General features: G+C 54.8%; 28 protein-coding genes. 21 read left to right on the top strand and 7 right to left on the bottom strand.

Features of this window, described 5'->3' with window-relative positions; genetic code table 11:
• Positions 1 to 254 precede the first annotated feature (254 nt).
• From IEW12_RS14410 to IEW12_RS14400, 3 genes are read left to right on the top strand one after another with little or no spacing between them, the layout of a single operon-like run.
• Positions 255 to 1355 carry an aromatic ring-hydroxylating oxygenase subunit alpha gene (locus tag IEW12_RS14410; protein WP_188566695.1) on the top strand — a complete coding sequence of 367 codons (1101 nt, stop codon included), beginning with the start codon at positions 255 to 257 and terminating at the stop codon, positions 1353 to 1355.
• A gap of 48 nt (positions 1356 to 1403) precedes the next feature.
• Positions 1404 to 2324, top strand: coding sequence for a DMT family transporter (locus tag IEW12_RS14405; protein ID WP_188566694.1), 921 nt, complete (start codon positions 1404 to 1406; stop codon positions 2322 to 2324).
• Positions 2325 to 2341: 17 nt separating this feature from the next.
• The gene (locus tag IEW12_RS14400) at positions 2342 to 3202 is read left to right on the top strand and encodes a sulfurtransferase (protein ID WP_188566693.1); all 861 of its coding nucleotides are present in this window, start codon (positions 2342 to 2344) and stop codon (positions 3200 to 3202) included.
• Positions 3203 to 3282: 80 nt separating this feature from the next.
• Here IEW12_RS14400 and IEW12_RS14395 read toward each other — a convergent pair whose 3' ends face one another.
• From IEW12_RS14395 to IEW12_RS14380, 4 genes are all read right to left on the bottom strand, one after another.
• A complete protein-coding gene (locus tag IEW12_RS14395) occupies positions 3283 to 4047 on the bottom strand; it encodes a C1 family peptidase (protein WP_188566692.1) in 765 nt (254 codons plus the stop codon).
• Between the two features lie 18 nt (positions 4048 to 4065).
• Positions 4066 to 4794 (bottom strand): ZIP family metal transporter, encoded by a 729-nt coding sequence (locus IEW12_RS14390; RefSeq protein ID WP_229751112.1) that lies wholly within the window; start codon positions 4792 to 4794, stop codon positions 4066 to 4068.
• Positions 4795 to 5012: 218 nt separating this feature from the next.
• Positions 5013 to 5888: a dienelactone hydrolase family protein gene (locus tag IEW12_RS14385; RefSeq protein ID WP_188566691.1), complete on the bottom strand. Its 876-nt coding sequence runs from the start codon at positions 5886 to 5888 to the stop codon at positions 5013 to 5015.
• A gap of 164 nt (positions 5889 to 6052) precedes the next feature.
• Positions 6053 to 6796, bottom strand: coding sequence for an NINE protein (locus tag IEW12_RS14380; protein ID WP_188566690.1), 744 nt, complete (start codon positions 6794 to 6796; stop codon positions 6053 to 6055).
• 232 nt (positions 6797 to 7028) lie between these two features.
• Between IEW12_RS14380 and IEW12_RS14375 the strand changes: the two genes are divergently transcribed.
• From IEW12_RS14375 to IEW12_RS14365, 3 genes are all read left to right on the top strand, one after another.
• Positions 7029 to 7559, top strand: a complete 531-nt coding sequence (locus IEW12_RS14375) for a GbsR/MarR family transcriptional regulator (protein WP_188566689.1) — start codon at positions 7029 to 7031, stop codon at positions 7557 to 7559.
• 117 nt (positions 7560 to 7676) lie between these two features.
• Positions 7677 to 9011, top strand: a complete 1335-nt coding sequence (locus tag IEW12_RS14370; RefSeq protein WP_188566688.1) for an SDR family oxidoreductase — start codon at positions 7677 to 7679, stop codon at positions 9009 to 9011.
• On the top strand, positions 9008 to 9478 hold the full coding sequence (locus tag IEW12_RS14365; RefSeq protein ID WP_188566687.1) for a DUF2269 family protein: 471 nt from the start codon (positions 9008 to 9010) through the stop codon (positions 9476 to 9478). The genes IEW12_RS14370 and IEW12_RS14365 overlap by 4 nt, the downstream gene beginning before the upstream one ends.
• A 69-nt stretch (positions 9479 to 9547) precedes the next feature.
• Here IEW12_RS14365 and IEW12_RS14360 read toward each other — a convergent pair whose 3' ends face one another.
• Positions 9548 to 9778: a hypothetical protein gene (locus IEW12_RS14360; protein WP_308789131.1), complete on the bottom strand. Its 231-nt coding sequence runs from the start codon at positions 9776 to 9778 to the stop codon at positions 9548 to 9550.
• Between the two features lie 155 nt (positions 9779 to 9933).
• Complete coding sequence (gene polA / locus IEW12_RS14355; protein WP_188566686.1) at positions 9934 to 12726, bottom strand: DNA polymerase I; 2793 nt, start codon at positions 12724 to 12726, stop codon at positions 9934 to 9936.
• Between polA and IEW12_RS14350 the strand changes: the two genes are divergently transcribed.
• The 4 genes from IEW12_RS14350 to IEW12_RS14335 all read left to right on the top strand — a co-directional run bounded on the left by IEW12_RS14350 (position 12727) and on the right by IEW12_RS14335 (position 15966).
• Complete coding sequence (locus tag IEW12_RS14350) at positions 12727 to 13464, top strand: LOG family protein (protein ID WP_188566685.1); 738 nt, start codon at positions 12727 to 12729, stop codon at positions 13462 to 13464.
• Positions 13465 to 13667: 203 nt separating this feature from the next.
• Complete coding sequence (locus tag IEW12_RS14345; RefSeq protein ID WP_188566684.1) at positions 13668 to 14126, top strand: DUF2782 domain-containing protein; 459 nt, start codon at positions 13668 to 13670, stop codon at positions 14124 to 14126.
• Positions 14127 to 14222: 96 nt separating this feature from the next.
• Positions 14223 to 15179 carry a homoserine kinase gene (locus IEW12_RS14340; protein WP_188566683.1) on the top strand — a complete coding sequence of 319 codons (957 nt, stop codon included), beginning with the start codon at positions 14223 to 14225 and terminating at the stop codon, positions 15177 to 15179.
• A 22-nt stretch (positions 15180 to 15201) separates the two neighbouring features.
• Positions 15202 to 15966, top strand: coding sequence for a BPSS1780 family membrane protein (locus tag IEW12_RS14335; protein ID WP_188566682.1), 765 nt, complete (start codon positions 15202 to 15204; stop codon positions 15964 to 15966).
• A 51-nt stretch (positions 15967 to 16017) separates the two neighbouring features.
• On the opposite strand, the gene IEW12_RS14330 is transcribed toward IEW12_RS14335, so the two are convergent.
• Entirely contained in the window at positions 16018 to 16488 is a 471-nt protein-coding gene (locus IEW12_RS14330) for an OsmC family protein (protein WP_188566681.1), read from the bottom strand.
• Between the two features lie 489 nt (positions 16489 to 16977).
• On the opposite strand from IEW12_RS14330, the gene rplM reads away from it, so the two are divergent.
• The 11 genes from rplM (at position 16978) to IEW12_RS14275 (ending at position 26183) form a co-directional block, all read left to right on the top strand.
• Positions 16978 to 17406 carry a 50S ribosomal protein L13 gene (gene rplM / locus IEW12_RS14325; protein WP_188566680.1) on the top strand — a complete coding sequence of 143 codons (429 nt, stop codon included), beginning with the start codon at positions 16978 to 16980 and terminating at the stop codon, positions 17404 to 17406.
• Positions 17407 to 17415: 9 nt separating this feature from the next.
• Positions 17416 to 17808 carry a 30S ribosomal protein S9 gene (rpsI, locus tag IEW12_RS14320; RefSeq protein WP_188566679.1) on the top strand — a complete coding sequence of 131 codons (393 nt, stop codon included), beginning with the start codon at positions 17416 to 17418 and terminating at the stop codon, positions 17806 to 17808.
• Between the two features lie 421 nt (positions 17809 to 18229).
• The gene (argC, locus tag IEW12_RS14315; RefSeq protein WP_188566678.1) at positions 18230 to 19267 is read left to right on the top strand and encodes an N-acetyl-gamma-glutamyl-phosphate reductase; all 1038 of its coding nucleotides are present in this window, start codon (positions 18230 to 18232) and stop codon (positions 19265 to 19267) included.
• A gap of 9 nt (positions 19268 to 19276) precedes the next feature.
• Positions 19277 to 20005, top strand: coding sequence for a DUF6776 family protein (locus IEW12_RS14310; protein ID WP_188566677.1), 729 nt, complete (start codon positions 19277 to 19279; stop codon positions 20003 to 20005).
• A 12-nt stretch (positions 20006 to 20017) separates the two neighbouring features.
• Positions 20018 to 20404 (top strand): bactofilin family protein, encoded by a 387-nt coding sequence (locus IEW12_RS14305; protein WP_188566676.1) that lies wholly within the window; start codon positions 20018 to 20020, stop codon positions 20402 to 20404.
• 91 nt (positions 20405 to 20495) lie between these two features.
• Entirely contained in the window at positions 20496 to 20846 is a 351-nt protein-coding gene (gene erpA / locus IEW12_RS14300) for an iron-sulfur cluster insertion protein ErpA (RefSeq protein ID WP_188566675.1), read from the top strand.
• A 149-nt stretch (positions 20847 to 20995) separates the two neighbouring features.
• Positions 20996 to 22483, top strand: coding sequence for an FAD-linked oxidase C-terminal domain-containing protein (locus IEW12_RS14295; protein WP_188566674.1), 1488 nt, complete (start codon positions 20996 to 20998; stop codon positions 22481 to 22483).
• Position 22484: 1 nt separating this feature from the next.
• Positions 22485 to 23564: a glycolate oxidase subunit GlcE gene (gene glcE / locus IEW12_RS14290; RefSeq protein ID WP_371874538.1), complete on the top strand. Its 1080-nt coding sequence runs from the start codon at positions 22485 to 22487 to the stop codon at positions 23562 to 23564.
• 2 nt (positions 23565 to 23566) lie between these two features.
• On the top strand, positions 23567 to 24793 hold the full coding sequence (gene glcF / locus IEW12_RS14285; RefSeq protein ID WP_188566673.1) for a glycolate oxidase subunit GlcF: 1227 nt from the start codon (positions 23567 to 23569) through the stop codon (positions 24791 to 24793).
• 335 nt (positions 24794 to 25128) lie between these two features.
• Positions 25129 to 25461, top strand: a complete 333-nt coding sequence (locus tag IEW12_RS14280; RefSeq protein WP_188566672.1) for a CidA/LrgA family protein — start codon at positions 25129 to 25131, stop codon at positions 25459 to 25461.
• On the top strand, positions 25458 to 26183 hold the full coding sequence (locus IEW12_RS14275) for an LrgB family protein (RefSeq protein ID WP_188566671.1): 726 nt from the start codon (positions 25458 to 25460) through the stop codon (positions 26181 to 26183). The genes IEW12_RS14280 and IEW12_RS14275 overlap by 4 nt, the downstream gene beginning before the upstream one ends.
• Positions 26184 to 26210 lie beyond the last annotated feature (27 nt).

Genomic DNA, 26210 nt, shown 5'->3' with positions numbered 1-26210 from the left:
TCCACCGCCCGCGCTTTTCACTAAATACGCCTTCTTGCTGAAAACGCTGCCTATCAGACGCGTTCTGAACGCTTTCAGTCTGCATTTCCGGCTTTTAGTTGCTGCCTAGCCCACTTCCCTTAATTCAGGTATAATCGCCCGTTCTGTCCAAAATTTCCTCTTCATTTCGTTTTTCGTTTGAATTTTCGTTTGAAAACAGGTTTTTGCGGATTCTTTCTCCTTTAGGTTGGTGCAAATTAATTTGGGGGGTGGGGATGTCCGATCTGGCTTCTTTTTCCAAACTCGCGCGCTCAAACGCGCAACTTCCAGTAAACGTTTACTTTGATCAAGCACTGTTGCAGCGCGAGATCAAACAACTCTTCCAGTCAGGTCCGCGTTATGTCGGCCATGAATTGATGGTGCCCAATGTCGGCGACTTTGCTACGCTTGTCGCAGAGAACGAGGGCCGCATGCTGGTGCGCAATGCCAATGGCATAGAGCTGATGTCCAATGTATGCCGCCACAGGCAGGCATTGATGTTCAACGGCCGCGGCAATACCAATAACATCGTTTGCCCTCTGCATCGCTGGACCTATGACCTCAAGGGAGAGCTGATAGGCGCGCCGCATTTTGCCGACACGCCTTGCCTGAACCTGTCCAGGACGCCTTTGCAAAACTGGAACGGCCTGCTGTTCGAGCAAAACGGTTACAACGTGATGAAAAAGATGGCGCAGCTCAGCGTCACCAAGGATCTGGACTTTAGCGGCTATATGCTGGATCACGTTGAAGTGCACGAATGCGATTACAACTGGAAGACCTTCATTGAAGTCTATCTGGAAGACTACCATGTCGAACCCTTCCATCCGGGCCTGGGCAGCTTCGTTGCCTGTGAGGACTTGCGCTGGGAATTCGGCGCAGATTACAGCGTGCAGACGGTAGGCGTGAATAGCGGCTTGCTGAAATCCGGTTCGCCGAAATACAAGGCCTGGCAAGACCAGGTATTGAAATTCCGCAACGGCGAAGCGCCTCCTTACGGAGCGATCTGGCTGACGCTGTATCCGAACATCATGGTGGAATGGTATCCGCATGTGCTGGTGGTTTCTACCTTGTGGCCGCAGGAAACCGGCAAGACCAGGAACGTGGTCGAGTTTTATTATCCTGAAGAGATCGTGCTGTTCGAGCGCGATTTCATCGAGGCCGAACGCGCCGCCTATATGGAAACCTGCGTCGAGGATGACGAAATCGCGCAGAGGATGGATGCCGGTCGCCGTATCTTGCTGGATCGCGGCGTCAATGAAACCGGCCCTTACCAGTCGCCGATGGAAGATGGCATGCAGCATTTCCACGAATGGTACCGAAGTAATATCGACTTTTAAACAAAAGGGGAGGCACAGGCCTCCCCTTACTTTTACGGCCTGAGAATTATGCAATCGCTGTGGATGCTCGTAGCAAGTTTTTTGTTTTCCATCATGGGTGTCTGCGTCAAGCTGGCCTCCGATTATTACCCAACGGCTGAAATCGTCGCCTTCCGCGGCCTGATAGGCATGGCGATGATACTGGTGCTGGTCAAGCTGCAGGGCGGCAGCTTGCGTACCCGTATGCCTTTCCATCACCTGTGGCGCGGCTTCATCGGCGTGATCGCGTTGTGGATGTGGTTTTATGCCATTACCAAGCTGCCGCTGGCGATGGCCGTGACTCTGAACTATATGTCGCCGGTATGGATGGCTATCATCCTGTTTGCCGGCGCATGGCTGCATGGCAAGAAGCGGGTAGAGGCTGGACTGGCCATTGCCATCCAGCTCGGCTTTACTGGTGTTGTATTGCTGCTACGCCCCAGCATACATGCAGATCAGATGCTGGGTGGCATGATTGGTCTTGGATCCGGCATGCTGTCGGCGCTGGCCTATATACAGGTGCGGCAGATGGGCTTGATGGGGGAACCGGAGTACAGAGTGGTATTTTACTTTTCCACAACCTGTTTTTTCGCCGGCATGCTGGGTGTTACTGCGACAGAGGGTATGTCTGCCGCGCAAAATATGTCCGACTGGCATCATCATGGTATCAAGGGTTTCTTACTATTGCTGGCGATAGGCTTGACCGCTGCATCGGCGCAAATTGCGATGACGCGTGCCTACAGGCTGGGAAATCCGCTAGTGGTTGCCAACTTGCAATATGTCGGCATAGTATTTTCCAGTGCCTGGGACGTATTGTTATGGCATGATGTTCTTAAGTGGCAAAGCTGGCTGGGAATTGCCATTATCCTGGCAAGTGGACTGATAGCAACTTTTTATAACTCCAAGAATAATAAGCCGGTTGTTGCTTCCGACCCTATCAGCTCAGAATGAGAGCATGAGGAGAACAGATGTATACCACGCTAATTTCAGCTGCAGACCTGGCAAAGAATATTGATAAACTACAATGGGTGGTCGTAGATTGCAGGCATGATCTGGCGGATACGACGGCCGGTCAGAAAGCCTATGACGCTGCGCATTTGCCGAATGCCCGTTTCGCCCATCTGGACAATAAATTATCCGGCGCCAAGACGGCGACCAATGGCGCCTTCCATGGCCGCCATCCCCTGCCGGACAAACAGGAATTTATCCATACGCTGCGCTCCTGGGGCGTGGACGACTCTTCACAGGTTGTGGCCTATGATGCGCACGGCGGCATGTATGCGGCGCGCCTTTGGTGGATGTTGCGCTGGGTAGGGCACAAGGCTGTCGCTGTGCTGGATGGCGGGATCGGCGCCTGGACTGCGGCGAATTTGCCGCTGACAGACAAGGTGCCAAATATCGTGCTGCGTGGCGGAGTCAATGCCAGGACCAGCCTGGTGTCCCAGGTCAATGTCGCCGATGTGCTGGGGAACCTTGCAACGGCCTCGCGTACCCTGATCGATGCGCGTGCGCCGGATCGCTTCCGCGGTGAGAACGAGACCATAGATCCGGTCGGCGGCCATATCCCGGGTGCCAGGAACCGCTTCTTCAAAGACAATCTGCAGGAAGACGGCCGCTTCAAGTCTGCCGAGCAATTGAGGGCGGAATGGTCCGCCATCTTGCCGGATTCCGGCAAGTCCATCATGCAATGCGGATCCGGCGTCACTGCCTGCCATAACCTGCTGGCACTGGAAGTGGCCGGTTTGCCCGGCGCGGCTTTATATCCTGGATCTTGGAGCGAGTGGTGCGCCGAACCGGCGCGTCCGGTGGCCGTAGGCTGCGAGGGCTAAAAAAAGGCGCCACGAGATGGCGCCTTTTTTTTCGCTGCAATATTGCCGAGGATGCTGAGGCGGCCTTCAGGCGATGCGGCTCACAGTTCTACCGTACGTATGGTCCAGAAATCTGCCGCCAGGTTGGACTCCAGCAAATAGGCATAAGGCACGGTGAAATAGCCCTTCTTGCCCCATTGGTCTCCCCATGAATTCATCACGGTAAAACGCTCCGTCTTATCGTCGTAGCCCACTGCCAGTACCGCATGCCCGCCGGCCATGCTCTCTTTCTTGCCCGGCATTTTCAGCGTACCGCTGGCCGCTACTGCATCGGATTCGAAGCTGTCATATACCGTGAGGCCGAACACAAACGGATGGCCGCCGGCCAGGCAGGCTTTCAGGTGTTCCAGATCCTGCTTCAGCCTCTGGTACGACACGGCCTGGTGCAGCAGTGCTTCGGTATAGGCAGACTTGGGCGGCTTGGTCGCATATTTCTTGGCGATATAAGGCCAGTCGCGCTCATGGCATACGCCCTGTTTGGCGATGCTCTTGATTGCTTCACGTATCGGCGCACCGTGGTTCATCCTTTGCGTGCCTATCATCGCGCGCGCATTGTAATGAATGAACAGGCGTGAGGGCATGAAATTCTTACCGCTCTGTTTCATCTGGTTAAAGCGATAGGCATTGCAGATCGCATTGGATGTGCAACTGCCGATTTTCTGTCCCTGGCTTAGCACTGGCGGACAGTAGGGCCTCAAATCTACCTTGGGCGGCAACAGCGGTGCGCCGGCAGGAAGGACAAAACCGTGATCCCTGTGATCGGGAAGATCCGGCATCCAGCCGTAACCTGCAATCTTGCTTGGCATGATGAGTATCCTGTCCCTTTAGTGGTTGTGGCGGGTGACAAACAGCACCAGTGCAACGCCGATTGCAATCAGGATGATTTGCGGAATAGTTTCGCGCAAGCTCGCCCTGCGCTGCATTTGCGGCATCAGGTCGCTGAGAGCGATATAGATAAAGCCGGAAGAGGCGAACACCAGTACATACGGTATCAGGTTACTGGCATTGCCCAGCGTGAAATAGCCCAGGAGGCCGCCTATGACAGCCATCAGGCTGCAGATCAAGTTATACACGTAAGCACGGGCACGCGAGAATCCCGCGTTCAGCAGCACGATGAAATCGCCTATCTCTTGCGGAATCTCATGCGCGATGATCGCCAGGCCGGTCACCAGGCCCAGTTTGGGATCTGCCAGGAAGGCGGCGGCAATCAGGATGCCATCGGTAAAATTATGCAGGCCGTCGCCAACCAGGATCATCCATCCCGCCTTGCCTGCTTCATGCGCATCATGGCCGTGCTCATGATGATGGCCATCGCCTTCATGATGGTGCGAATGGCGCAGGATCGCGAATTTCTCCAGCAGGAAAAAAGCCAGCAGACCGCCCATCAGGCAGCCGAACAGTGTGCGCGGGTCGGCACCGGATTCAAAGGCTTCCGGCAACGCATGCAGCAAGGACGTGGACAGCATGATGCCAACCGACAGGCTGACCATGCGCTCCACGACTTTGGAGAGCAGGGAAAAAGAAAAGATCGCTGCAGCAGTAATGCTCAGCACGCCGGCAATAGTGGTGGCCAGCAGTATGGAAAGCAGCGTGGAATGAATTTTAAGCCTCTAGATCTGAACAGTAATTTGCAACACGGTTGCAAATTAGAACACAGAGCGACGATTTGAGCAAATCCTGCAAAGACTTTAGCAATATGGCAAGGCCGGGAAAAATCGCAAGATACCTTGTCTTGTAATCTTCCCAGCCCGGGCGTCTTATCTGAATAAGCTCAGGCTACGCCGTTTGATTTGAACCAGGCCAGTACGCGAACCCACGCATCTTTCGCATCTGCTTCCACATAGCTGGCGCGATAATCTGCATTGAAGGCATGGCCGGAGTTCGGATAGACGACGAATTCCGATTTATTGCCGGTTTTTGCCAATGCAGCTTTCATCTGTTCGACGGTGGAAACCGGGATACCGGTATCCTTGGCACCATACAGGCCAAGAATCGGCGCCTTCAGTGTTGGCGCGATGTCGATAGGATTGGTTGGCGACAGACTGTTCGGTTCGCCGACGATACGGCCATACCAGGCGGCGCCGGCCTTGACTTGCGGGTTATGCGCAGCATACATCCAGGTGATGCGGCCGCCCCAGCAAAAGCCGGTGATCGCCAGTTTGTCGGTATTGCCGCCATTCGCCTTGGCCCAGGCCACTACCGCATCCAGGTCACCCATTACCTGAGCGTCCGGCACCTTGGAAATCACTTCCTTGATCAATTCGGCGATGGTGCCGTATTTGCCGGCGTCGCCCTGGCGGACAAACAATTCCGGTGCCAGCGCCAGATAACCCTGCTTGGCGAAGCGGCGCGCCATGTCGGCGATATGTTCATGAACGCCGAAGATTTCCGAGATCACCAGCACTATCGGCAAATTGGTCTTGCCCTCTGGTTGCGCGCGGTAGACCGGCACGTTCTGGCCGCCGACATTGATATTCACTTCACCTGCTGTAAGGCCCACCGTATCGGTCTTGATGACGGTCTGCGCGCAGATAGGCATTGCTGCAGCAGCAAAACCGGTACCCATCGCCACCTTGATGAAGCCGCGGCGGTCCACGCCCTCGCTCAAACTGGATTTGCCGACCAAACTATCAAAATCTTGTTGCATGCCTGTCTCCTGGTTGTGATTTGCCGCTGCAAGGGAAGCGCGTCGAAGGGCGCGCATGAGTGAATCGCGTTGAAAATACCGCAATAGAATAACCGGAAAATCTCGCGGTGTCAGAAGAGGGAGGATGCCCTGCTGTGATAAGGGCATCCAGCAGCGGAATGAGCTTAGTTTCCGCTGTCGCGGCAGTTCCTTGGAAGATATTTCGCTTGCATGCTGCCGGGTTTGCAGCGCCAGGTCAGATTTTTTTGCTCATCCTGAGCCGGTACCAGCATGAAAGTCTTTTCATCGTAAGCATTGGTCCTGACGCTGACGGTCAGCGTTGCATTTTGCTGGTCCACCGTGATTTCGCTGATTGCAGCAGGCAAGGTGCCGCTGAATCCGGCGTCGGTAATATTGGCAGGGATAGCCTTGTTGTCGACGATGTAGTTACCAACGGACATTGCTACCTGGTTGGCGCTGCCCATGGCATTGGCTACTTTCGCCTTGATCGTATAGTCCTGATAGGCCGGAATGGCGATAGCTGCCAGAATGCCCACGATGAAGACAAGGCCGAACAATGAAACGACGATAGCTATCACAACTGCGGCACCGCTATTATTGGACGGTACGCCTTTATTGTATTTGGCATCCCAGTTCTGGTCGCTAGTGCACAGGAAGACGATGCCCTCAATCAGGCTGATCAGTGCAGGCAGGCCGGTCCAGCAAAACAGCAGGTAAAACACACCCCACCATTTTCCAAGGTAGAAGCGGTGCACACCGAGTCCACCCAGCAAGATTGCCAGCAGGCCGGCGGCTATTTTGCTCTTTCCGTTTCCTGTTCCCGCTTGCGGCGCACCACATCCGGGGCATGCCCGGGCAGTGATATGAATTTCCTTGGCACAGCCACGACAGAAGACCATTTCAGACATTCGCTTCCCCTTCATATATTTTTATAGGACCCGACAGGGCTATTGATATTGCTTTTTTAGCATGTCACACAATCAATAAAATATCAATTATTCCTGCGGCATAGAGAGGCACAACGGGCTTTGTGTAGCATCGTGGATATATGTGAAGGAAGACCTGGTTCACCTCAGCTTTTAATTTTCATTCATTTATTTCTGTCTTGACTGAAATAAATGAATTGGCTAAGATATGCACATGGAACTTACACCCGTTAAACAAAAATTTATCCTGCACTGGGGCGAGATGGGCACGCTATGGGGCGTGAACCGTACCGTCAGCCAGATTCATGCGCTGCTGTACATCGTCGGCAAACCGATGCAGGCGGAAGAGATTGCCGATACGCTGGGCGTGGCACGCTCCAACGTGTCCAACTCGCTGAAAGAGCTGCAGAACTGGAAGCTGGTCAAGCTGGCTCACGTGATGGGCGACCGTAGGGCGCACTTCGAGACTTCGCTGGACGTATGGGAATTATTTCGTACGGTAGTACGCGAGCGCAAGGAAAGGGAATTCACTCCCACGATAGACACCTTGCAGCAATGCCTGGACAGCCCGGATATCAAGCAGGAAGACAAGGAAACACAGGCCCGCATTACGGAAACCCTGGCATTGATGAAAACCGTGACCACCTGGACCGATGAAATGCTGAGGCTGGAACCGGCCACCCTGATGAAGCTGCTGAAAATGGGAGCGACCGTGCAGAAGTTTGTGCGGGGCGAGAAGAAGTAAGAGTTGAAAGGCCAGAGATGGAGGTTATGTTTCGCTTCCATTTTTTTTAAGGTATAAATTTCTCTTTAAACAGAAATTTCTGAAATAAAAATATATTAAAACCATAGAAGCCCAGCCATGAACATTCTCGTATGCGGTGCCAATGGATTTATCGGGCGCCATCTTGTTACGGCTTTGACAGCCGCCGGCCACAGGATTATCCGGGGAGTCCGGCTGGCAAATGAAGACGACGATATGGCAATCGACTATATGCGCGATCTGACGCCGCAAGTCTGGCTGCCGCGCCTGCAGGGCGTGGATGTCGTGATCAATGCGGTAGGCATATTGACCGAAGATGCGGACACCAGTTTTGATTCTGTGCATAGGGACGCGCCTAAGGCCTTGTTTGCCGCCGCTGCAATGGCTGGCGTAAAACGCGTGATCCAGATCTCTGCGCTGAGTGGCACAAATGAGGATAGGCATTTGCAAAAATTGACGCCATATACGTCATATACGCCGTACATGCGGAGCAAGCGTGAGGCTGATGCTGCACTGATGTCACAGCCGCTCCGCTGGCTGGTGCTAAGGCCCTCGCTGCTGGTCGGTATTGATGGCGCCAGCAGCCGCTTGTTTCGCACACTGGCCAGCCTGCCGGTGCAAATGCTGCCGGGCCGCGGAGAGCAATTGCTGCGGCCCCTGCATATAGAAGATCTTTGCTCGGCAGCGCTGCAGTGGTTGCAGGACGACGATGATCATGGCAAGAGTGCCGTCATTGATGCGGTGGGCCCGGATATCCTGACGTATAAAGCGATGCTGTCGACTTACCGCCGCGCGATGGACTTACCGCCGGCAAAATATTTTTCCATTCCCATGCCGCTGATGCGAGCCTGTGCATACCTGGCACGTCCTTTTCCGCAAAAAATATTGACATTGGATACATTGAAAATGCTGGAAGAAAATAATACTGCCGATGCCGAAAATTTTGTCGCACTGTTAAAGCGTAAGCCCAGGAGCAGTGATGCATGGTTCAATGATATTCCTGCGGAGAACTTGCGGGTCATGGCGCTGAGCGGCTGGATCACAGTGATGTTTCGTGCGGTGCTCGCGCTGATGTGGCTTGTCACCGGAGTGCTGTCGTTGGGCATCTACCCTGTACCCGCCAGCCTGGAATTGCTGGCGCCACTGGGTTTGCACGGCAGTCTTGCCGTCCTTGTCTTGTATGCGGCAGCCCTGATGGATATCGGCATAGGTTTTGCCTGCCTGCTCTATCCGAGTCGCTTGCTATGGATGCTGCAATTAGCAGTGATCGCGGCTTACACCGTGTTGATCAGTATCTTTTTGCCGCAATTCTGGCTGCATCCATTTGGCCCTATCCTGAAGAACATCCCTATCCTTGCCATGCTGTTCGCCTTGCTGGCCGGTGAAAAAAACGTAAAAACCAATCCAGGAAAACATATTGAGGCAAGACCATGAATACCTATCTATTGATTAAGACCCTGCACATCCTGTCTTCGGTATTGCTGGTCGGGACCGGCTTCGGGTCGGCATTTTATATGTTCTTTGTTAACCGCAGCAGGAACCTGGAGGCGCAGGTCGTCGTCGCCAGGCTGGTGGTACTGGCGGACTGGATCTTTACAACGCCGGCGGTCATCATACAGCCGGTTAGCGGGATACTGATGGCGCACATGGCAGGGTGGCCATTGGATAGCGGCTGGCTGGGATTCTCCATCCTGCTGTATCTGCTCGCAGGTATTTGCTGGTTGCCTGTCGTTTGGTTGCAAATAAGGATGCGGAAGATCGCGGAGCTGGCGTATGCGAACGGCAGTGCTTTGCCTGACCTATACTGGACTTATGCGAGGTATTGGGAGCGCCTCGGCTATCCGGCGTTCATCGCGATGCTGGGAGTGTATTTTCTGATGGTGAACAAGCCGTCTTTCTGATTTGTTCACGCGCCAAAGGTTCGCATGCCGGTCGCATGCAGAGTGATAGCGGCAGGGACCTACTGGTTTTTAGTTGATGCGTTTCAAGCGCTGTCCCAGTATGCCCCAGATGCGTTCTTCGCCATCCACTGAGGCGCACAGGGCCCAGCCGGTTCCTATTTTCTGTGCAGTCACTGGTACGCCGAGTTCTGCGCTGAGCTTTTCTGCCCAGATACTGGCAGATCCTTTGCCTTTGAATAATTCCTTGCCTTCAAATATGACGGTAGTGTCAAATACCGGTGCTGCGAAAAGATCCATCATGGCTGTTCCTTGGCATGCGGTCAGGCGTAGCGGGCATTTGCCCGCTTCACCGCGATTGCGGCTTCACCTGTTTTTTTATAAGTGGACTGCCCGGTGTCTGGCGTGAGGATGGACGCCGGGCAGTTTGTTGCTCAGTTTTTTATTTAGCGCCAGTATCAGTGCGCTTCTTCCCAGTTCTTGCCTATGCCGACTTCTGCCAGCAAAGGCACCTTCAGTTGCGCGACATTTGCCATGAGCTCCGGCAACTTCTGCTTCACCAGTTCCAGTTCAGCTTCCGGTACTTCCAGCACCAGTTCATCGTGCACCTGCATGATCATTCGGGTTTGCATCTGCGTGCTTTCCAGCCAGCCCTGCACGGCGATCATCGCCAGCTTGATCAGGTCGGCGGCGGTACCTTGCATAGGCGCGTTGATCGCTGCGCGTTCTGCACCCTGGCGCCGTGGGCCGTTGGGGGAGTTGATTTCCGCCAGCCACAGGCGGCGGCCAAATACAGTTTCCACATAGCCTTGCGCCTTCGCCTGCGTGCGGGTATCCGCCATATACTGCGCCACGCCTGGATAGCGCATGAAGTATTTGTCGATATAGCTTTGCGCTGCAGAGCGTTCTATGCCCAGGTTGCCTGCCAGGCCGAAAGCGCTCATGCCGTAGATCAGACCGAAGTTGATCACCTTCGCATAACGCCGCTGTTCGCTGCTGACTTCTGTCGTCGCTATGCCGAAAATCTCTGCCGCTGTGGCGCGGTGGATGTCTTCGCCTTGTTCAAACGCGCGCAACAGGCTGGCGTCGCCGGAGATATGGGCCATGATGCGCAACTCGATCTGCGAATAGTCGGCAGAGATAATGATATTGCCGGGGCCGGCGACAAAGGCCTCGCGTATGCGGCGGCCTTCGGCTGAGCGCACCGGAATGTTTTGCAGATTGGGATCATTCGATGCCAGGCGGCCGGTGACAGCCACCGCCTGCGCATAGTTGGTATGCACGCGGCCGGTGTCGCTGTTCACCATCTTCGGCAGCTTGTCGGTGTAGGTGGATTTCAGCTTGGCCAGGCCGCGGTATTCCAGCAGGACCTTGGGCAGCGGATAATCTTCGGCCAGCTTTTGCAGCACTTCCTCGTCAGTGGATGGCGCGCCGGATGGGGTTTTTTTAACGACCGGCAATTGCAGTTTTTCAAAGAAAATTTCACCGAGCTGTTTCGGCGAATTCAGGTTGAATGGCTGGCCGGCCTGCTCATACGCGCTTTGCTCCAGCTCCAGCAAGCGTATACCCAGTTCATGCGATTGTTTGGCCAGCCTGTCCTTGTCCACCAGCACGCCATTGCGCTCTATCTTTTGCAGTACGACTGAAGTGGGCAATTCGATCTCGTTATAGATGCGCATCAGCTTTTCGTCGCCGTCTATTTGCGGCCACATGGCATAGTGCAGTTGCAGCGTGATGTCCGCATCTTCGGCGGCGTACGCAGTAGCGCGTTCTATATCTACCTGGTCAAATCCTATCTGCGATGCGCCCTTGCCGCAGACTTCGGCAAAGCTGATGGTCTTGTGCGCGAGATGGCGCAACGCCAGGCTGTCCATGTCGTGCGATTTGTGCGATTCGAACACATAGGATTCCAGCAGCGTGTCATGCAGGATGCCTTGCAGGCGCACGCCGTGATTTTGGAAGATGTGGCTGTCGTATTTCAAATTCTGACCGACCTTGGGTTTGCTTGGATCTTCCAGCCAGGATTTCAGCTTAGACAGGACCAGCTCGCGGGACAGTTGTTCCGGCGCGTCCTGGTAGCTGTGCGCTACCGGGATATACGCTGCAATGCCAGGCTCGCAGCACAGCGAGATGCCAACCATTTGCGCCGTCATCGGCTCCAGCGACGTGGTTTCGGTATCGACCGAGGTTAGCGTGGCCTTGGAAATTTTTTCTATCCACGCATCCAGTGCCTCTTCCGTCAAGATGGCCTCATAGCGGGTTTCTGCCGGTGGTGCGGGTATTTGCGGAGTGCTGGCGGAGACATTGCTATTGTCGTCACCGAACAGTCCTCCCTGTGCCGGCGCATTGGTGCCGGCCGCACTGGCCAGCGGCGTGGCATTTGCGGTTGGATTGCCGCTGAGTTCCCTGAGCCAGGTCTTGAAGCCATAGCGGGTATAAAAGTCGATCATGCCCTGCTTGTCTTCCGGGTTGGACACCAGCGTCTCGGTGATCGACTTCATATGGGCGGACAGGTCGCAATCGGTTTTTACCGTGATCAGCACGCGGCCTTGCGGCAGCCAGTCCAGCGCCTGCCGCAGATTTTCGCCGACGGCGCCGGTGATCTTGGCCGCATTGGCGATGACGCCGTCCAGCGAGTCGTATTGCGTCAGCCACTTGACGGCGGTCTTGGGGCCTACCTTGGAAACGCCGGGCACATTGTCCACCGTGTCGCCGATCAGGGTCAGGTAGTCGATGATGCGGTTGGGCGGAACGCCGAACTTGGCCAGCACGCCGGGCTCATCCAGTTTTTCATTGCTCATCGTATTGATTAGCATGACCTTGTCATTCACCAGCTGTGCCAGATCCTTGTCGCCGGTGGAGACGATGGTGTTCAGGCCCTGTTTCGCGGCTTCCACCGCCAGTGTGCCTATTACGTCGTCTGCCTCTACACCTTCCACCATCAGGATGGGCCAGCCCATGTGGCGTACCGCCTCATGTATCGGCTCCACCTGTTTGGCCAGATCTTCCGGCATCGAAGCGCGTTGTGCCTTATATTCGGGATACAGGTCGTCGCGGAAGGTTTTGCCTTTGGCGTCAAAGACACAGGCGATGTAAGCGGCCGGGTAGTCGGTGCGCAAACGGCGTAACATGTTAATCATGCCGTAGATCGCGCCGGTGGGCTCTCCCTGTGGGTTGCGCAAATCCGGCAGGGCGTGGAATGCGCGATAGAGGTAACTGGAGCCATCGACTAATAACAGGGTTTTTTGCATATGAGTGAAAACAGGAAAAATGTGACGAGGTTGCGCCAGATCGTAGATCGTGAGCGTGCTACCGCACTGAAAGCGCGCGAATCATGGCATATGTTCACGATTATGGCAGAGTTTATCGAGTCTACGGAACGTCTGTCCGATGCGCGGCCTGCTGTTTCCATCTTCGGCTCGGCACGTATCACACCCCTGGACCCGTTTTATGAAGCTTGTGTGGATACGGCGCAACGCCTGTCCGATGCCGGATTTGCGATCATTTCCGGCGGCGGTCCCGGCATCATGGAGGCGGCCAATAAGGGCGGGTTTGCCGGCAAGTCGCCTTCCATAGGCTTGAATATCGAATTGCCGCGCGAGCAATCGAATAATGCCTGGCAAAATATTTCACTCAGTTTCCGGCATTTTTTTGCGCGCAAGGTCGCGTTTGTCAAATATGCGGATGCCTACGTGGTCTTTCCCGGCGGCTTTGGTACGCTGGATGAAATGACCGAAGTGCTGACGCTGATACAGACCGGCAAATCACGGCATATCCCGGTAATCCTGGTCGGCAGCAGTTTTTGGCGCGGCCTGCTGGACTGGTTTGAGGCTAAGCTGGTGGGCAAGGGCATGATCGCGGCCAAGGACATGGACCTGATACAACTGATTGATGAGCCGGCCAATATCGTGGATGCGATTTTTGCTTTTTATGAGGCCAGGGATATAGAACCTTCTGAGGAGGAGCGGCAAAAAATGCTGTATTTGTGAGCCGCTCCATGGGAATGCGTGAATGTGGTGTGAAGTGCGGTGTTTTGTCCAGTGTTAGGTCTAGCATTAGGTCCAGAGCTAGGCAGCGGCCCGGAATCTTGCGAAATGCCCGTAGATTCCGGCGGTGAATGATATTTCCGGGGGTCCTTGCCGCATTTGTTACAATGCTCGCAAGACTGTCGGCAAACCTTAAGCGAATTATCATGAAAACAATATCCAAGAAATTGCTTGTACTGTGTGTACTTGCAGGTTTTGCATCTCTATCCACGTCGACTATGGTGCTGGCGCAGACCAAAGCGAAGGCACCGCCACCGCCAGAGCTGGAAAAACTGGATGAAGGTCCGGATACTGGCGTCACTATCGTGAAACCTGAGCAGCGCAAGATCACTGAAAAGCGCGAAAAAGGCAAAGTCAACGAGGTGGAAGTGAAATCCGGCAAGAGCACCTATACCCTGCGCGGCGATCCCGGCGTGGGCAATACTGCCAAGGGCACCCAGAACGGCGACGCCAATCGCCCTGCGATGTGGACTGTCAAGCAGTTTGGCGGCCCCAAGGAAGTGAAGGAAGCGGAAGAAATACCAACTTTGCCGCCCGCACCTGTCTCGCCTGCATCTGCATCCGCGGCGGCCGCTGCCTCCAGTGCCGCAGCCAGCAAAAAATAAGCATTGTGGCAAGCGGCCCGCTATGGCGGGCTGACCGCTGTAAGGCGGCTGCTTGCCCGATTTACCTTCCACCTGGTTTGAGACGCTTCAATAGACATGGCAGTATTTACATCGGTTAGCCTGGACGACCTGGGTCCATGGATGACGCAATTTCCGCTGGGAAAAGCGCTGGCAATCAAAGGAATCGCTTCCGGTATAGAAAACAGTAATTTTTTCATCACGACAGAAGCTGGTGAATACGTACTGACTATTTTCGAAAACCTGGACTTTGAACAATTACCCTTTTACCTGAAGCTGATGCGGCATCTGGCCGACCGCGGCGTATTGGTGCCGGCGCCGATCGCCAATGCGCAAGGTGAACTGGTCGTTGCCTTGCACGGCAAGCCGGCCGCCATCGTCAGCAAGCTGGACGGCTCTTCGCAAATGGCGCCGCAGCCGCAGCACTGCGCTGGAGTAGGCACCATGCTGGCGCGCATGCATATTGCGGCGCGGGACTTTAGCATTCAGCAACCCAATCTACGCGGACTGGACTGGTGGCGAGTGACCGCGCCTGTGGTATTGCCTTTCCTGTCAGACTCCAATCAGCAGTTGTTGCGCGATGAAATGCAGTACCAGGAAGCCTTTGCCTCCAGCGCTGAGTATGCCGCCTTCCCACGTGGGCCGGTGCATGCGGATCTGTTTCGCAATAATGTGATGTTTGACGGCGAGCGGCTGACCGGTTTCTTTGATTTTTACTTTGCAGGATGCGATACCTGGCTGTTTGACGTGGCCGTGACCGTCAATGACTGGTGCATAGACCTGGACAGTGGCGCACTGGATCTCACCAGGGTGGATGCGATGCTGCAGGCCTATCAGGCGGTGCGTCCGTTCAGCGACGAAGAGCACCGCGGCTGGCAGGCCATGCTGCGCGCTGCGGCCCTGCGTTTCTGGCTGTCGCGGCTGTATGACTACCATTTGCCGCGCGATGCAGAAATGCTGACACCGCACGACCCCGGCCATTTTGAGCGCATACTACGCCTGCGCACTACAATTGCTGCGCCTGAGTTACCCTGAATTACTGAGAAATAGATAGTGTATGGAAAAGTTGAATGCAATAACCGGTTGGCTGTGGATCAAAGAAGGAGGCCGGCTTTTCCGTAGGCAACCGGCAGAATTACTGACGCTGTTCTTTGCTTATATGTTCCTGAGCCTTGGCATCACGCTGATCCCTATTGTCGGTGAACTGCTGCCGCTGGTGCTGATACCAGTGTTTTCCATGGCTTTCATGGAGGCTTCCCGCCATATAGAGCAGGAAAAAAAGGTCTATCCGAATCTGCTGCTGACGGGCTTTCGCTCGCCAGCCTTCATTAATTTGCTGTTGCTGGGCTTGCTGTATGTGTTGTCCGCAGGCCTGGCGGTGCTCGCTTCCAGCCTGGTGGACGGCGGTGAGTTTCTCAGCTTTGTCATAGGGCAAAAGCCGATTGATGCGCAAAGCATCAAAGATGGCGTGCTGATGCCCGGCATGCTGACGACGAATCTGGTGTACCTGCTGGCCATCATGGGGCTATGGTATGCGGCGCCGCTGGTAGCCTGGAAGCGCATGTCGGTCGGCAAGGCGGTGTTTTACAGCTTCTTTGCGGTGAAGAGCGCGGGCAAGGCATTTACCTTGTATGGCCTGGTCTGGTTTTTACTGCTACTTGTGATTGCGATGATCAGCGTCGTCATCGCCCTGATCGTGGGCCAGGCCATCGTGGTGGTCTTGATCGTTGTGCCGGCCAGTGTTGTGCTGACGGTCGTGATCTACACCTCTTTCTATCCTACCTATACCAAGATATTCGGCTACCCGGACGAGCAGGAATAGCCCGGAATGCTCCGGCTCCTTAGACAGGGCAGGGCTGGCCGGGCAAAAGCCTCAATCCGGAGTGCCTGCTATAGCCACTGCATGTTCCGAGCCTAGTTCAAGATCCTCTACGATCTCGAAGCTATGCGTCATTTCTGCGGTTTTCTCCAGCATGATGGATGCGGAGCAATATTTTTCATGTGAGAGCTTGATCGCGCGCTCCACCTGGCTGGGCTTCAGGTTACGTCCACGCACGGTGAAGTGGAAGTTAATCTTGGTAAATACCTTAGGCTCGGTCGCGGCGCGTTCTGCGGTCAGCTTCACGTCGCAACCACGTACATCTTGCTTGCCCTTGCGCAAAATCAGCACGACATCATAGGCGGTGCAGCCGCCGGTGCCGACCAATACCATTTCCATGGGGCGCGGCGCCAGATCGCGGCCGCCGCCATCCGGGGCGCCATCCATCGTCACGATATGGCCGGATCCGGTTTCAGCCAGAAATGTCATGCCGGAGGTTCCGGTCCAGCGTACTGTAGCTTCCATGCTTGTCCTTTTTTTGAAAAATTTCTTGATATTTGCTTATTGTAGCCCACAGGCGGATTGGATATTTCTTCGTCCCCGGTTTGGTGAAAATCTGCTTCACAGCAAAAATGTTGCTTTATGTCACAATTTTTCAGCAAATTATCTTGCACTGCACAATTTTCTATCCTATTATTGACTCATCGGTTAGTTGATTCAACATGATCGCTAACCAGGCACTTTGTCTCCTCCACCTCCTCCTTTGGTGGATTAAACCCGAAGCTAACCGCCTCGGGTTTTTTTTATCCAGCGCCAGTATCCGACCATGCTCACGCTGCGCCAAACTTGTGTTCTGCCTAATATTTAAACAGGCCTTGACACTAAGTCTTTGAAAATACTATAATTTAGGGCTCTCCTGTACGCTCAGGGGAGAAGTAATAAAAGGGCGAGTCCGGCAGGCAGTAAGTGCCGGAACCACCGAAAGAGCGTTTTACTTTTAATTTAGGATTCATCATGAAAACCTTTTCCGCTAAAGCACATGAAGTGCAGCGCGACTGGTTCGTGATTGACGCGACAGATAAAGTACTCGGACGTGTTGCCAGCGAAGTGGCACTCCGTTTGCGCGGCAAACACAAACCGGAATTTACTCCTCACGTCGACACGGGCGATTTTATCGTTGTGGTCAATGCAGGCAAACTGCGCGTGACAGGCACTAAAGCCCTGAACAAAACATACTACCGTCACACTGGTTATCCAGGCGGTATCTATGAAACCAATTTCCAGAAAATGCAACAGCGTTTTCCAGGTCGCGCACTCGAGAAGGCAGTTAAAGGCATGTTGCCTAAAGGCCCACTCGGCTACGCGATGATCAAGAAGCTCAAAGTGTACGCAGATGGTTCCCATCCGCACGCTGCGCAGCAACCTAAAGTACTCGACCTGTAAGGATAAGACATGATCGGTAACTACAATTACGGAACCGGCCGTCGCAAGAGTGCAGTAGCTCGCGTCTTCCTGAAATCCGGCAGCGGCAAGATCGTTGTAAACGGCAAACCAGCTAACGAGTATTTTTCTCGTGAAACTGGCCTGATGGTTATTCGTCAACCTCTGGAACTGACAAATCACCTCGAAACATTCGACATCATGGTCAATGTACACGGCGGCGGTGAATCCGGCCAGGCTGGTGCAGTTCGCCACGGTATCACTCGTGCGCTGATCGATTACGAAGCAACATTGAAACCAGAGCTGTCCAAAGCCGGTTTCGTGACTCGTGATGCACGTGAAGTTGAACGTAAAAAAGTTGGTCTGCGCAAAGCACGTCGCGCGAAACAGTTCTCCAAGCGTTAATCTGCGGATATCTGTATCAAAAAGCCGTCAGGTTACCTGGCGGCTTTTTTTCATTTCGGGTTGGCACTTGTTATTTGGAGCGATAACCGCGTTGCTGCGGTCTTGCCGTGCTAAAGCACTGTCTGCGACCGCGCGCCTTGTTCTCACTCCAACTAACAAGCGCTGCAGACCAAGCTTGATTTGATAATTACGTGATATCAGCTTGTTTGGATGGCTGCCGCCGCCATATCTCAATTTGTAAATCCCGTAGTCTCAAGGCTTGAGGCGGGATAAACTCCTGCTAGAATACGGACAAAATTTCTTTCAGGTAATGTGGCAATCTCTACGTTACTTCATCCTTTGGGTCCGGGCATCCCGGCAAGGATGAATGGTGAGGAGGGGCGAAACCCTGCTTATCGTCTTATTGTGAAAAGGACATATCATGATCAAGGTTGGCATCGTTGGCGGTACGGGTTATACCGGTGTGGAGTTGTTGCGTATTCTGGCGACGCATCCACAGGTGCAATTGACGGCGATTACCTCGCGCAAGGAAGATGGCTTGCCGGTGGCTGATATGTATCCTTCGCTGCGTGGCCGCGTGGATATTGCCTTTTCCTCTCCTGATAAAGCCAAGCTGACTGAATGCGATGTAGTGTTTTTTGCTACGCCGCACGGTGTGGCGATGGCACAGGCTCCAGAATTACTGGCTGCCGGCGTCAAGGTCATAGATCTGGCGGCGGATTTCCGGCTGCAAGACGTCAAGCAGTTTGAAAAATGGTATGGCATGCCGCATAGCTGCACGCATGTGCTGGAAGAGGCGGTATACGGCTTGCCGGAGCTGAATCGCGAAGCGATCAAGAAGGCGCGCGTGATCGGCAATCCCGGCTGCTATCCGACGACGATGCAACTGGGTTACTACCCTCTGCTGAAGGCTGGCGTGATCGATGCCGGCAGCCTGATTGCAGACTGTAAATCAGGTGTTTCCGGTGCCGGCCGCAAGGCGGAGATCGGCCTGTTGTTTTCCGAAACCAGCGATACGTTCAAAGCCTATGGCGTGTCCGGCCACAGGCATACACCGGAGACGGTGGAGCAATTGCAACGCATGACTTCCGACAAGGTAGGCCTGCTGTTCACGCCACATCTGGTGCCTATGGTGCGCGGTATGCATTCCACCTTGTATGGCCGCCTGACGAAAGATATCAGCAATGAAGCGCTGCAAGCGCTGTTTGTTGATGCCTACAAAGATGAGCCCTTCGTTGACGTGATGCCCTTCGGTTCCCATCCGGAAACCCGTTCCACCCGTGCCTCCAATATGCTGAGGCTGGCATTGCACCGCCCTGATAATGGCAATACCGTCATCGTGCTTGTGGTGCAGGATAATCTGGTCAAGGGTGCTTCCGGCCAGGCGGTGCAATGCATGAACTTGATGTTCGGCCTGGAAGAGGGCACCGGCCTGATGCATGTGCCGGTGATGCCGTAATCCGCATCCATGGCTAAGACAACTTCGTTCAAGCGGCGCCTCGCGGCGTCGAAAATGACCATCAAGCAGCAACGGCCCTGGCCTGCGACGGTAGCGATGATTGCGCTGATAGTCGGTCTGGGCGGTGCGATGGCGATGTGGACCTATGACCTGGGGCGTAGCCTGACCGGTTTTGAACCCAAGGCATCCAAGGAAAAGATACAAAACCTGCAAAAGCAGGTTGAGGAGCTGACCGCCGAGCGCGACAAGTTGTCGGTATCCGCCAATACGGTGGAAAGCCAGATGAATATAGACCGGTCCATGCAAAAGCAGTTGACCGACCAGATCAAGACGCTGACGGCAGACAATCTGAAGCTGAAGGATGACCTGGCCTTTTTCGAAAGCCTGATGCCCTCTGCCACCGGGCCGGAAGGCATTACCGTGCAGCGCCTGAAGGCGGATATGGCATCCCCCAACCAGTTGCGTTACCGTATCCTGGTCATGCAAGGCGGTAAAGGCAGCAATGATTTCAATGGCGAATTGCAATATAGCCTGACTCTTGTGCAGGCTGGCAAAAGTGTTATGATGCAATTCCCCGATCCCAAGGCAGGCGATGCTGCCAAGCTGAAGTTGTCATTCAAACACTATCAGCGCCTGGAAGGACTGATTTCTTTGCCGGACGGCGCGACGGTGAAGTCAGTACAGGCAAAAGTATTGGATCGCGGCCAGATACGCGCTCAACAATCGATTAATCTTTAAGGAAGCTTGTCCATGTTCAGCCGCAAAAACAAGAGCACCATTGATAGTCTGATTGGCGTCGCCACGACCATAGAAGGTAATTTGCACTTCAAGGGTGGCCTGCGTATCGATGGCTATGTCAAAGGGAATGTAATTGCCGATGCCGAAGAAGCCAGCATGTTGGTGATTTCCGAGCAGGCCAAAATAGATGGCGAAGTCCGCGCCGGCCATATTGTTGTTAATGGTGAAATTAACGGCCCTGTATTTTCTGCAGAACTGATTGAATTGCAGCCGAAAGCCCGCATATCTGGTGATGTACATTACAAAGCCCTGGAAATGATGAGCGGTGCGCTGGTTGCCGGCAAGTTGGCACATGATCAACTTTCTGAGCCTGTACTGAAACTCGCATCATCCCAGTAAGGTGATGCCAGACCGCCCAGACTGGGTGGGGCAATATGCGAGATCGAATTAAGGTCTATAATAGAAGCTGACTGAATTGTAGGAGCACTCCATGAACGCCGTAGCCGAAATGCCAGCACCAATTGTTTTTACCGAGAGCGCCGCTTCGAAAGTAGCGCAATTGATTGAAGAAGAGGGTAATCCCGACCTGAAATTGCGCGTCTTTGTGCAAGGCGGCGGATGCTCCGGCTTCCAGTATGGTTTCACCTTTGATGAAATCACCAATGAAGACGACACAACGATGACCAAGAACGGCGTTCATCTGTTGATCGACTCGATGAGCTACCAGTATCTGGTTGGCGCTGAGATCGACTACAAGGATGACCTGGAAGGCGCGCAGTTCGTGATCAAGAATCCAAATGCAACGACAACTTGCGGTTGCGGTTCTTCTTTCTCTGCCTGATCTTCGTTATTCGTATGAAAAGGACGCTGCGGCGTCCTTTTTTTATGTGCTGAAATTAATTCAGCGCAGATATCGATAACAATTCACCACTGCCTTGCCAACATTCATTACACTAGAATTCTAATAATATCCGGCAGCAGGGAGCCAATATGGAGCAGGCAAGTTCAAGCGATATGTTCCGCCAGCGTCAGCGCGAGGTGGTCGCCGCATTGCGTGCCGCAATTCCGGGGCAATGCGTGCTGTTTCAGGAAGAAGATACCCGGCCCTACGAATGTGATGGCCTGGCGGCCTATCGGCAGTTGCCCATGGTTGTCACCTTGCCTGAGAATGAAGAGCAGGTCATTGCAGTATTGAATGTGTGTCGCGAACTGCAGGTGCAGATCGTGCCGCGCGGCGCCGGCACCGGCTTGTCCGGCGGCGCAATGCCGATAGCCGATGGCGTGGTGTTGTCAACCGCAAAGCTGAATCGCGTGGTCAGGCTGGATCCGTATGCACGCACGGCGATAGTTCAGCCCGGCGTACGCAACCTGGCGATCTCGGATGTCGCCGCACAGCATGGCTTGTATTATGCCCCCGACCCCTCATCGCAGATAGCCTGCACGATAGGCGGCAACGTGGCCGAAAATTCCGGTGGCGTGCACTGCCTGAAGTATGGTTTGACGGTGCACAATGTGCTGCGCGTCAGGATGATTACCATAGACGGCGATGTCGTGGAGCTGGGTAACGGCGCACTGGATGCGCCGGGCCTGGATTTGCTGTCGGTGTTTATCGGCTCTGAAGGCATGCTGGGTGTGGTTACCGAAGTCACGGTCAAACTGGTGCCCAAGCCGCAGGCGGCGCGCGTCATCATGGCCTCGTTTGATGATGTCGTCAAAGGCGGCAATGCAGTTGCGAATGTGATTGCTGCCGGCATTATCCCGGCCGGGCTGGAAATGATGGACAAGACCTCATCGCGCATGGTCGAGCCTTTTGTGAAGGCCGGCTACGATATCGATGCCGAGGCGATACTGCTGTGTGAATCCGACGGCACTACCGATGAAGTCGAGGAAGAAATACAGCGCATGACGGCGGTATTGCAGCAATCCGGCGCCACCGCAATAGCGGTATCGCAGACGGAAGCGGAGCGCCTGAAATTCTGGTCTGGACGCAAGAATGCCTTCCCCGCGGCGGGCCGTATCTCGCCGGATTATTACTGCATGGACGGCACGATACCGCGCAAGAATCTGGCACAGGTGCTCATCAGCATTGCCGAGATGGAGCGCAAGTATGGCTTGCGTTGCGCGAATGTATTCCATGCAGGCGACGGCAATCTGCACCCCTTGATTTTGTTCGACGCCAACCAGCCTGGAGAATTTCATCGCGCTGAACAATTCGGTGCCGACATCCTGGAATTGTGTGTGGCAGTAGGCGGCACCATCACGGGCGAGCATGGCGTCGGCATAGAGAAGATCAATTCCATGTGCGTGCAATTTTCCGATACCGAACGCGAAGCTTTCTTTGCCGTGAAGCGCGCGTTTGATACGCCTTTCCTGCTGAACCCGGACAAGGCCATTCCTTCGCTGCACCGCTGTGCCGAGTATGGCCGCATGCATGTGAAACGCGGCGCCTTGCCATTCCCTGAACTGGAACGTTTTTAAGATGACGAACCTGAGCATGGATCAACAACTGGAAGACATCCGCCAGCGCATCCTGGCAGCCGGCGCAGAAAAGACGCCTTTGCGCATACAGGGCGGCGGCAGCAAACACTGGTATGGGCAGGCGATTCAAGGAACGCTGCTGGATACCCGGGCTTTTGCCGGCATTATTTCGTATGAACCTACCGAGCTGGTGATCAGGGCACGTTGCGGCACGCCTTTGGCGCAAATAGAAGCTGCGTTGGCTGAGCAAAACCAGATGCTGGCGTTTGAGCCGCCGCATTTTGGTAGCGGGGCAACCATAGGCGGCGTGGTCGCTGCCGGTTTGTCCGGCCCGCGCCGCCCCGCAGCGGGCGCAGTGCGCGACTTCATACTGGGTGCGAGTCTGCTGGACGGCAAAGGCGAGCTGCTACACTTTGGCGGCCAGGTCATGAAAAACGTGGCGGGCTATGATGTGTCGCGCCTGCTGACGGGTTCGCTCGGTACTTTGGGCATGATCACGGAGGTATCGCTGAAAGTGCTGCCGCGGCCTTTTGCGGAAACGACACTGGTATTTGCCTTGTCCGAAGCCGATGCGCTGATGCGCCTGAACCAGTGGGGTGGGCAGGCCCTGCCCATTTCCGCCAGCGCCTGGCATGTTGGCCGCCTGATGCTGCGTTTGTCCGGCGCGGAAGCGGCGGTTCGCGCTGCGCGGCAAAAGCTTGGCGGCGAAGGGGTCGATAACGCGGATGCGTACTGGGCTTCGTTACGGGAACAGACACATGATTTCTTTACCCAGGATGATAACCGCGGCCTGTGGCGCTTGTCATTGCCATCCACTACGCCACCCATGATGCTGAAGGGGAAATCCCTGATAGAGTGGGGCGGGGCGCAGCGCTGGCTGTACAGCGATATGGAGCCGCAGGCGATACGCGAAGAAGTGGCAAAAGCAGGTGGTCATACTACGCTGTTTCGCGGCGGCGACAAGGAGCTGGGCGTGTTTACTCCGCTGGCTCCGGCTATTGCGAAAATTCACCACAAGCTGAAAAGTGCTTTCGATCCCGCAGGTATCTTCAATCCCGGCCGTATGTATAAAGATTTCTGAGCATGCAAACCAATCTCGCCGACTTTATCAAGAATACCCGTGAAGGCCAGGAGGCAGACCAGATCCTGCGCAAGTGCGTACACTGCGGATTTTGCACGGCTACCTGTCCCACTTACCAGTTGCTGGGAGATGAGCTGGATGGACCGCGCGGCCGCATTTACCTGATCAAGCAGGTGCTGGAGGGCAAGCCCGCCACAGCCAGCACACAGTTGCACCTGGACCGTTGCCTGACTTGCCGCAACTGCGAATCCACCTGTCCATCCGGGGTGCAGTATGGCCGCCTGGTTGATATCGGCCGCAAGATCGTTGATGAACAGGTGCCGCGCCCCTGGGGGCAAAGCATCAAGCGCAAGGCCTTACAAGAGTTGTTGCCGCGCAAATGGCTGTTTACTCCGGCGATGAAGGCCGGACAGATGCTGAGGCCACTGCTGCCAAAGTCATTGAAGAATAAAGTGCCTGTTGCGCAGCCTGCCGGTATATGGCCGCAGACTGCGCATGCCCGCAAGATGCTGTTGCTGGATGGTTGCGTGCAACCGGCGATGTCGCCAAATATCAATGCGGCCACGGCCAGGGTGCTGGATGCGTTGGGGGTGCAATTGATCGTCGCGCCCAAGGCCGGCTGCTGCGGCGCGATACGCTACCATTTGAACCAGCAGGAAGACGGCCTGGATGATATGCGCGCCAATATCGATGCCTGGTGGCCCTATGTGGAGGCGGGTGCGGAGGCCATCGTGATGACTGCGTCCGGCTGCGGCGCTACCGTCAAGGAGTATGGCCATCTGCTAGCGCATGATGCCGTGTATGCGGAAAAAGCCGCGCGCATTTCTGCGCTGACGCAGGACTTGAGTGAAGTGTTACCGCAGTTTAAAGCGGAGCTCACCGCCAGGCTTGCAGGCAAGGCCCGCAAGCGCATTGCCTGGCATCCGCCATGTACCCTGCAGCATGGGCAGCAGATACGCGGCAAGGTAGAGGGCTTGTTGCGTAGTGCCGGTGTGGATGTGCAGTTATGCGCTGATAGCCATCTGTGCTGTGGGTCTGCAGGGACCTATTCGGTACTGCAGCCGGAATTGTCTTACAAATTGCGCGACAATAAATTGCGCAATTTGCTGGATACAGGGCCGGAGATGATCTTGTCGGCGAATATAGGTTGCTTGACGCATTTGCAGTCGGGGACTGAGGTGCCGGTGAGGCATTGGATAGAGTTGGTGGATCAGGCTCTGATCCGATGACTTCGGGTTCGTTCCGAGATTGTTGAGTAAATCTTGGATCGCTGGTCGGGGGTAGCCCGACGGCTACTTACTTTCTTTGCTTCGCCAAAGAAAGTAAGCAAAGAAAGGCGACCGCAGACTTGCCCTTCGGTTGATGGCGCGAAGCGCCATCACATTTTGCGCATCCCAAAAAATGGGAAATGAACGAAACTCGCTGCGCTCAAACAACGTTCATTTCTGATCCATTTTCTGTGAAGCGCAAAATGCTGCGTCCCAAGCGGATTTAAAGTCAAAAGCAACATCAACACCAGCTAAGCTTTGATCGCAGGTATTGAGAACGACATAAACCCGAATAGATGATACAAACCTTCACTATCCTGTTGATCTTCCAAAGCCTCGGCGAGGGGCTTGCGCATTTGTTCGGCTTGCCGGTTCCTGGGCCTGTCATAGGCATGTTGCTGCTGTTCTGTTTTCTTATCTTTAAAAAAGATCTGGCGCAAAAGCTGGCGCCTACGGTGCAGGAATTTTTGAAGCATTTATCATTGCTGTTCGTCCCGGCGGGTGTGGGTATCATGGTGCTGGGGCCGCAGGTGTTGGCGGAGTGGTTGCCGCTGGCGGTGGCTTTGCTTGTCAGCACTGCGGTGTCGATTGTTGTTACCGCACTGGCTGTGCGCTGGCTGCAGAAATGACCGGGCGCCTGACCGATATCTGGGTTTATCTGGCAGCTTCGCCGTTGCTGGGGCTGACGGCGACACTGATTGCTTACCAGCTGGCGTATGCGATTTATGCAAAGACCAAATTTAATTCCCTGGCAAATCCGGTAGCGATTGCGGTGGCCATTCTGGTGCTGGTGTTGAGCCTGACAGGCACTTCCTATAAGACCTATTTTGCCGGTGCGCAATTCGTGCATTTTCTGCTGGGACCGGCGACGGTGGCGCTGGCGATTCCCCTGTATCAGCAAATCAGCAAACTGCGGCGCCACTGGCTGGCCTTTCTCGCAGGATCATTGCTTGGCAGCGCTGCAGCGATCTCCACTGCAATGGGCCTGGCATGGCTATTAGGTGCGTCACCGGTGACGGTGCTGTCGATTGCGCCTAAATCGGTGACGATGGCAATCGCGATGGGCGTGTCGGAAAAAATAGGCGGCCTGCCTTCGCTGACCGCAGTGCTGGTGATGCTGACCGGGATTGCCGGTGCGACGATGGCGCGCGGCATATTGAATCTGCTGAAGATAGAAGATGACAGCGTACGCGGTTTTGCCCTGGGTGTCAGCGCGCATGGCATAGGGACGGCGCGGGCATTTCAGTTCAGCGAGGAGATGGGGGCTTTTGCCGGGCTGGCAATGGGTATCTCTGGTTTGCTGACGGCGCTGCTATTGCCGCTGGCCTTGAAACTGCTGGGCCTGATATGAAAACTGCCCGCTTGCATCAGCAGCGGG

The sequence above is a fragment of the Parundibacterium terreum genome (assembly GCF_014636315.1).
In the GTDB taxonomy this organism is placed as follows: domain Bacteria; phylum Pseudomonadota; class Gammaproteobacteria; order Burkholderiales; family Burkholderiaceae_D; genus Undibacterium; species Undibacterium terreum.
The sequence above is the reverse complement of the archived record's forward strand: the minus strand, read 5'-3'. Positions and strand labels throughout refer to the sequence as shown.

What these genes read in the sequence shown, in the direction of transcription:
- IEW12_RS14370 (WP_188566688.1), top strand. Translation starts at nt 7,677, where the DNA reads ATGAACATTCTCGTATGCGGTGCCAATGGATTTATCGGGCGCCATCTT.
- erpA (WP_188566675.1), top strand. Translation starts at nt 20,496, where the DNA reads ATGAACGCCGTAGCCGAAATGCCAGCACCAATTGTTTTTACCGAGAGC.
- IEW12_RS14380 (WP_188566690.1), bottom strand. Translation starts at nt 6,796, where the DNA reads ATGTCTGAAATGGTCTTCTGTCGTGGCTGTGCCAAGGAAATTCATATC.
- IEW12_RS14360 (WP_308789131.1), bottom strand. Translation starts at nt 9,778, where the DNA reads ATGATGGATCTTTTCGCAGCACCGGTATTTGACACTACCGTCATATTT.
- IEW12_RS14350 (WP_188566685.1), top strand. Translation starts at nt 12,727, where the DNA reads ATGAGTGAAAACAGGAAAAATGTGACGAGGTTGCGCCAGATCGTAGAT.
- IEW12_RS14405 (WP_188566694.1), top strand. Translation starts at nt 1,404, where the DNA reads ATGCAATCGCTGTGGATGCTCGTAGCAAGTTTTTTGTTTTCCATCATG.
- rpsI (WP_188566679.1), top strand. Translation starts at nt 17,416, where the DNA reads ATGATCGGTAACTACAATTACGGAACCGGCCGTCGCAAGAGTGCAGTA.
- IEW12_RS14365 (WP_188566687.1), top strand. Translation starts at nt 9,008, where the DNA reads ATGAATACCTATCTATTGATTAAGACCCTGCACATCCTGTCTTCGGTA.
- argC (WP_188566678.1), top strand. Translation starts at nt 18,230, where the DNA reads ATGATCAAGGTTGGCATCGTTGGCGGTACGGGTTATACCGGTGTGGAG.
- glcF (WP_188566673.1), top strand. Translation starts at nt 23,567, where the DNA reads ATGCAAACCAATCTCGCCGACTTTATCAAGAATACCCGTGAAGGCCAG.
- IEW12_RS14295 (WP_188566674.1), top strand. Translation starts at nt 20,996, where the DNA reads ATGGAGCAGGCAAGTTCAAGCGATATGTTCCGCCAGCGTCAGCGCGAG.
- IEW12_RS14275 (WP_188566671.1), top strand. Translation starts at nt 25,458, where the DNA reads ATGACCGGGCGCCTGACCGATATCTGGGTTTATCTGGCAGCTTCGCCG.
- IEW12_RS14305 (WP_188566676.1), top strand. Translation starts at nt 20,018, where the DNA reads ATGTTCAGCCGCAAAAACAAGAGCACCATTGATAGTCTGATTGGCGTC.
- IEW12_RS14335 (WP_188566682.1), top strand. Translation starts at nt 15,202, where the DNA reads ATGGAAAAGTTGAATGCAATAACCGGTTGGCTGTGGATCAAAGAAGGA.
- IEW12_RS14280 (WP_188566672.1), top strand. Translation starts at nt 25,129, where the DNA reads ATGATACAAACCTTCACTATCCTGTTGATCTTCCAAAGCCTCGGCGAG.
- IEW12_RS14310 (WP_188566677.1), top strand. Translation starts at nt 19,277, where the DNA reads ATGGCTAAGACAACTTCGTTCAAGCGGCGCCTCGCGGCGTCGAAAATG.
- IEW12_RS14345 (WP_188566684.1), top strand. Translation starts at nt 13,668, where the DNA reads ATGAAAACAATATCCAAGAAATTGCTTGTACTGTGTGTACTTGCAGGT.
- IEW12_RS14340 (WP_188566683.1), top strand. Translation starts at nt 14,223, where the DNA reads ATGGCAGTATTTACATCGGTTAGCCTGGACGACCTGGGTCCATGGATG.
- glcE (WP_371874538.1), top strand. Translation starts at nt 22,485, where the DNA reads ATGACGAACCTGAGCATGGATCAACAACTGGAAGACATCCGCCAGCGC.
- IEW12_RS14330 (WP_188566681.1), bottom strand. Translation starts at nt 16,488, where the DNA reads ATGGAAGCTACAGTACGCTGGACCGGAACCTCCGGCATGACATTTCTG.
- IEW12_RS14400 (WP_188566693.1), top strand. Translation starts at nt 2,342, where the DNA reads ATGTATACCACGCTAATTTCAGCTGCAGACCTGGCAAAGAATATTGAT.
- IEW12_RS14375 (WP_188566689.1), top strand. Translation starts at nt 7,029, where the DNA reads ATGGAACTTACACCCGTTAAACAAAAATTTATCCTGCACTGGGGCGAG.
- IEW12_RS14385 (WP_188566691.1), bottom strand. Translation starts at nt 5,888, where the DNA reads ATGCAACAAGATTTTGATAGTTTGGTCGGCAAATCCAGTTTGAGCGAG.
- IEW12_RS14410 (WP_188566695.1), top strand. Translation starts at nt 255, where the DNA reads ATGTCCGATCTGGCTTCTTTTTCCAAACTCGCGCGCTCAAACGCGCAA.
- IEW12_RS14395 (WP_188566692.1), bottom strand. Translation starts at nt 4,047, where the DNA reads ATGCCAAGCAAGATTGCAGGTTACGGCTGGATGCCGGATCTTCCCGAT.
- rplM (WP_188566680.1), top strand. Translation starts at nt 16,978, where the DNA reads ATGAAAACCTTTTCCGCTAAAGCACATGAAGTGCAGCGCGACTGGTTC.
- polA (WP_188566686.1), bottom strand. Translation starts at nt 12,726, where the DNA reads ATGCAAAAAACCCTGTTATTAGTCGATGGCTCCAGTTACCTCTATCGC.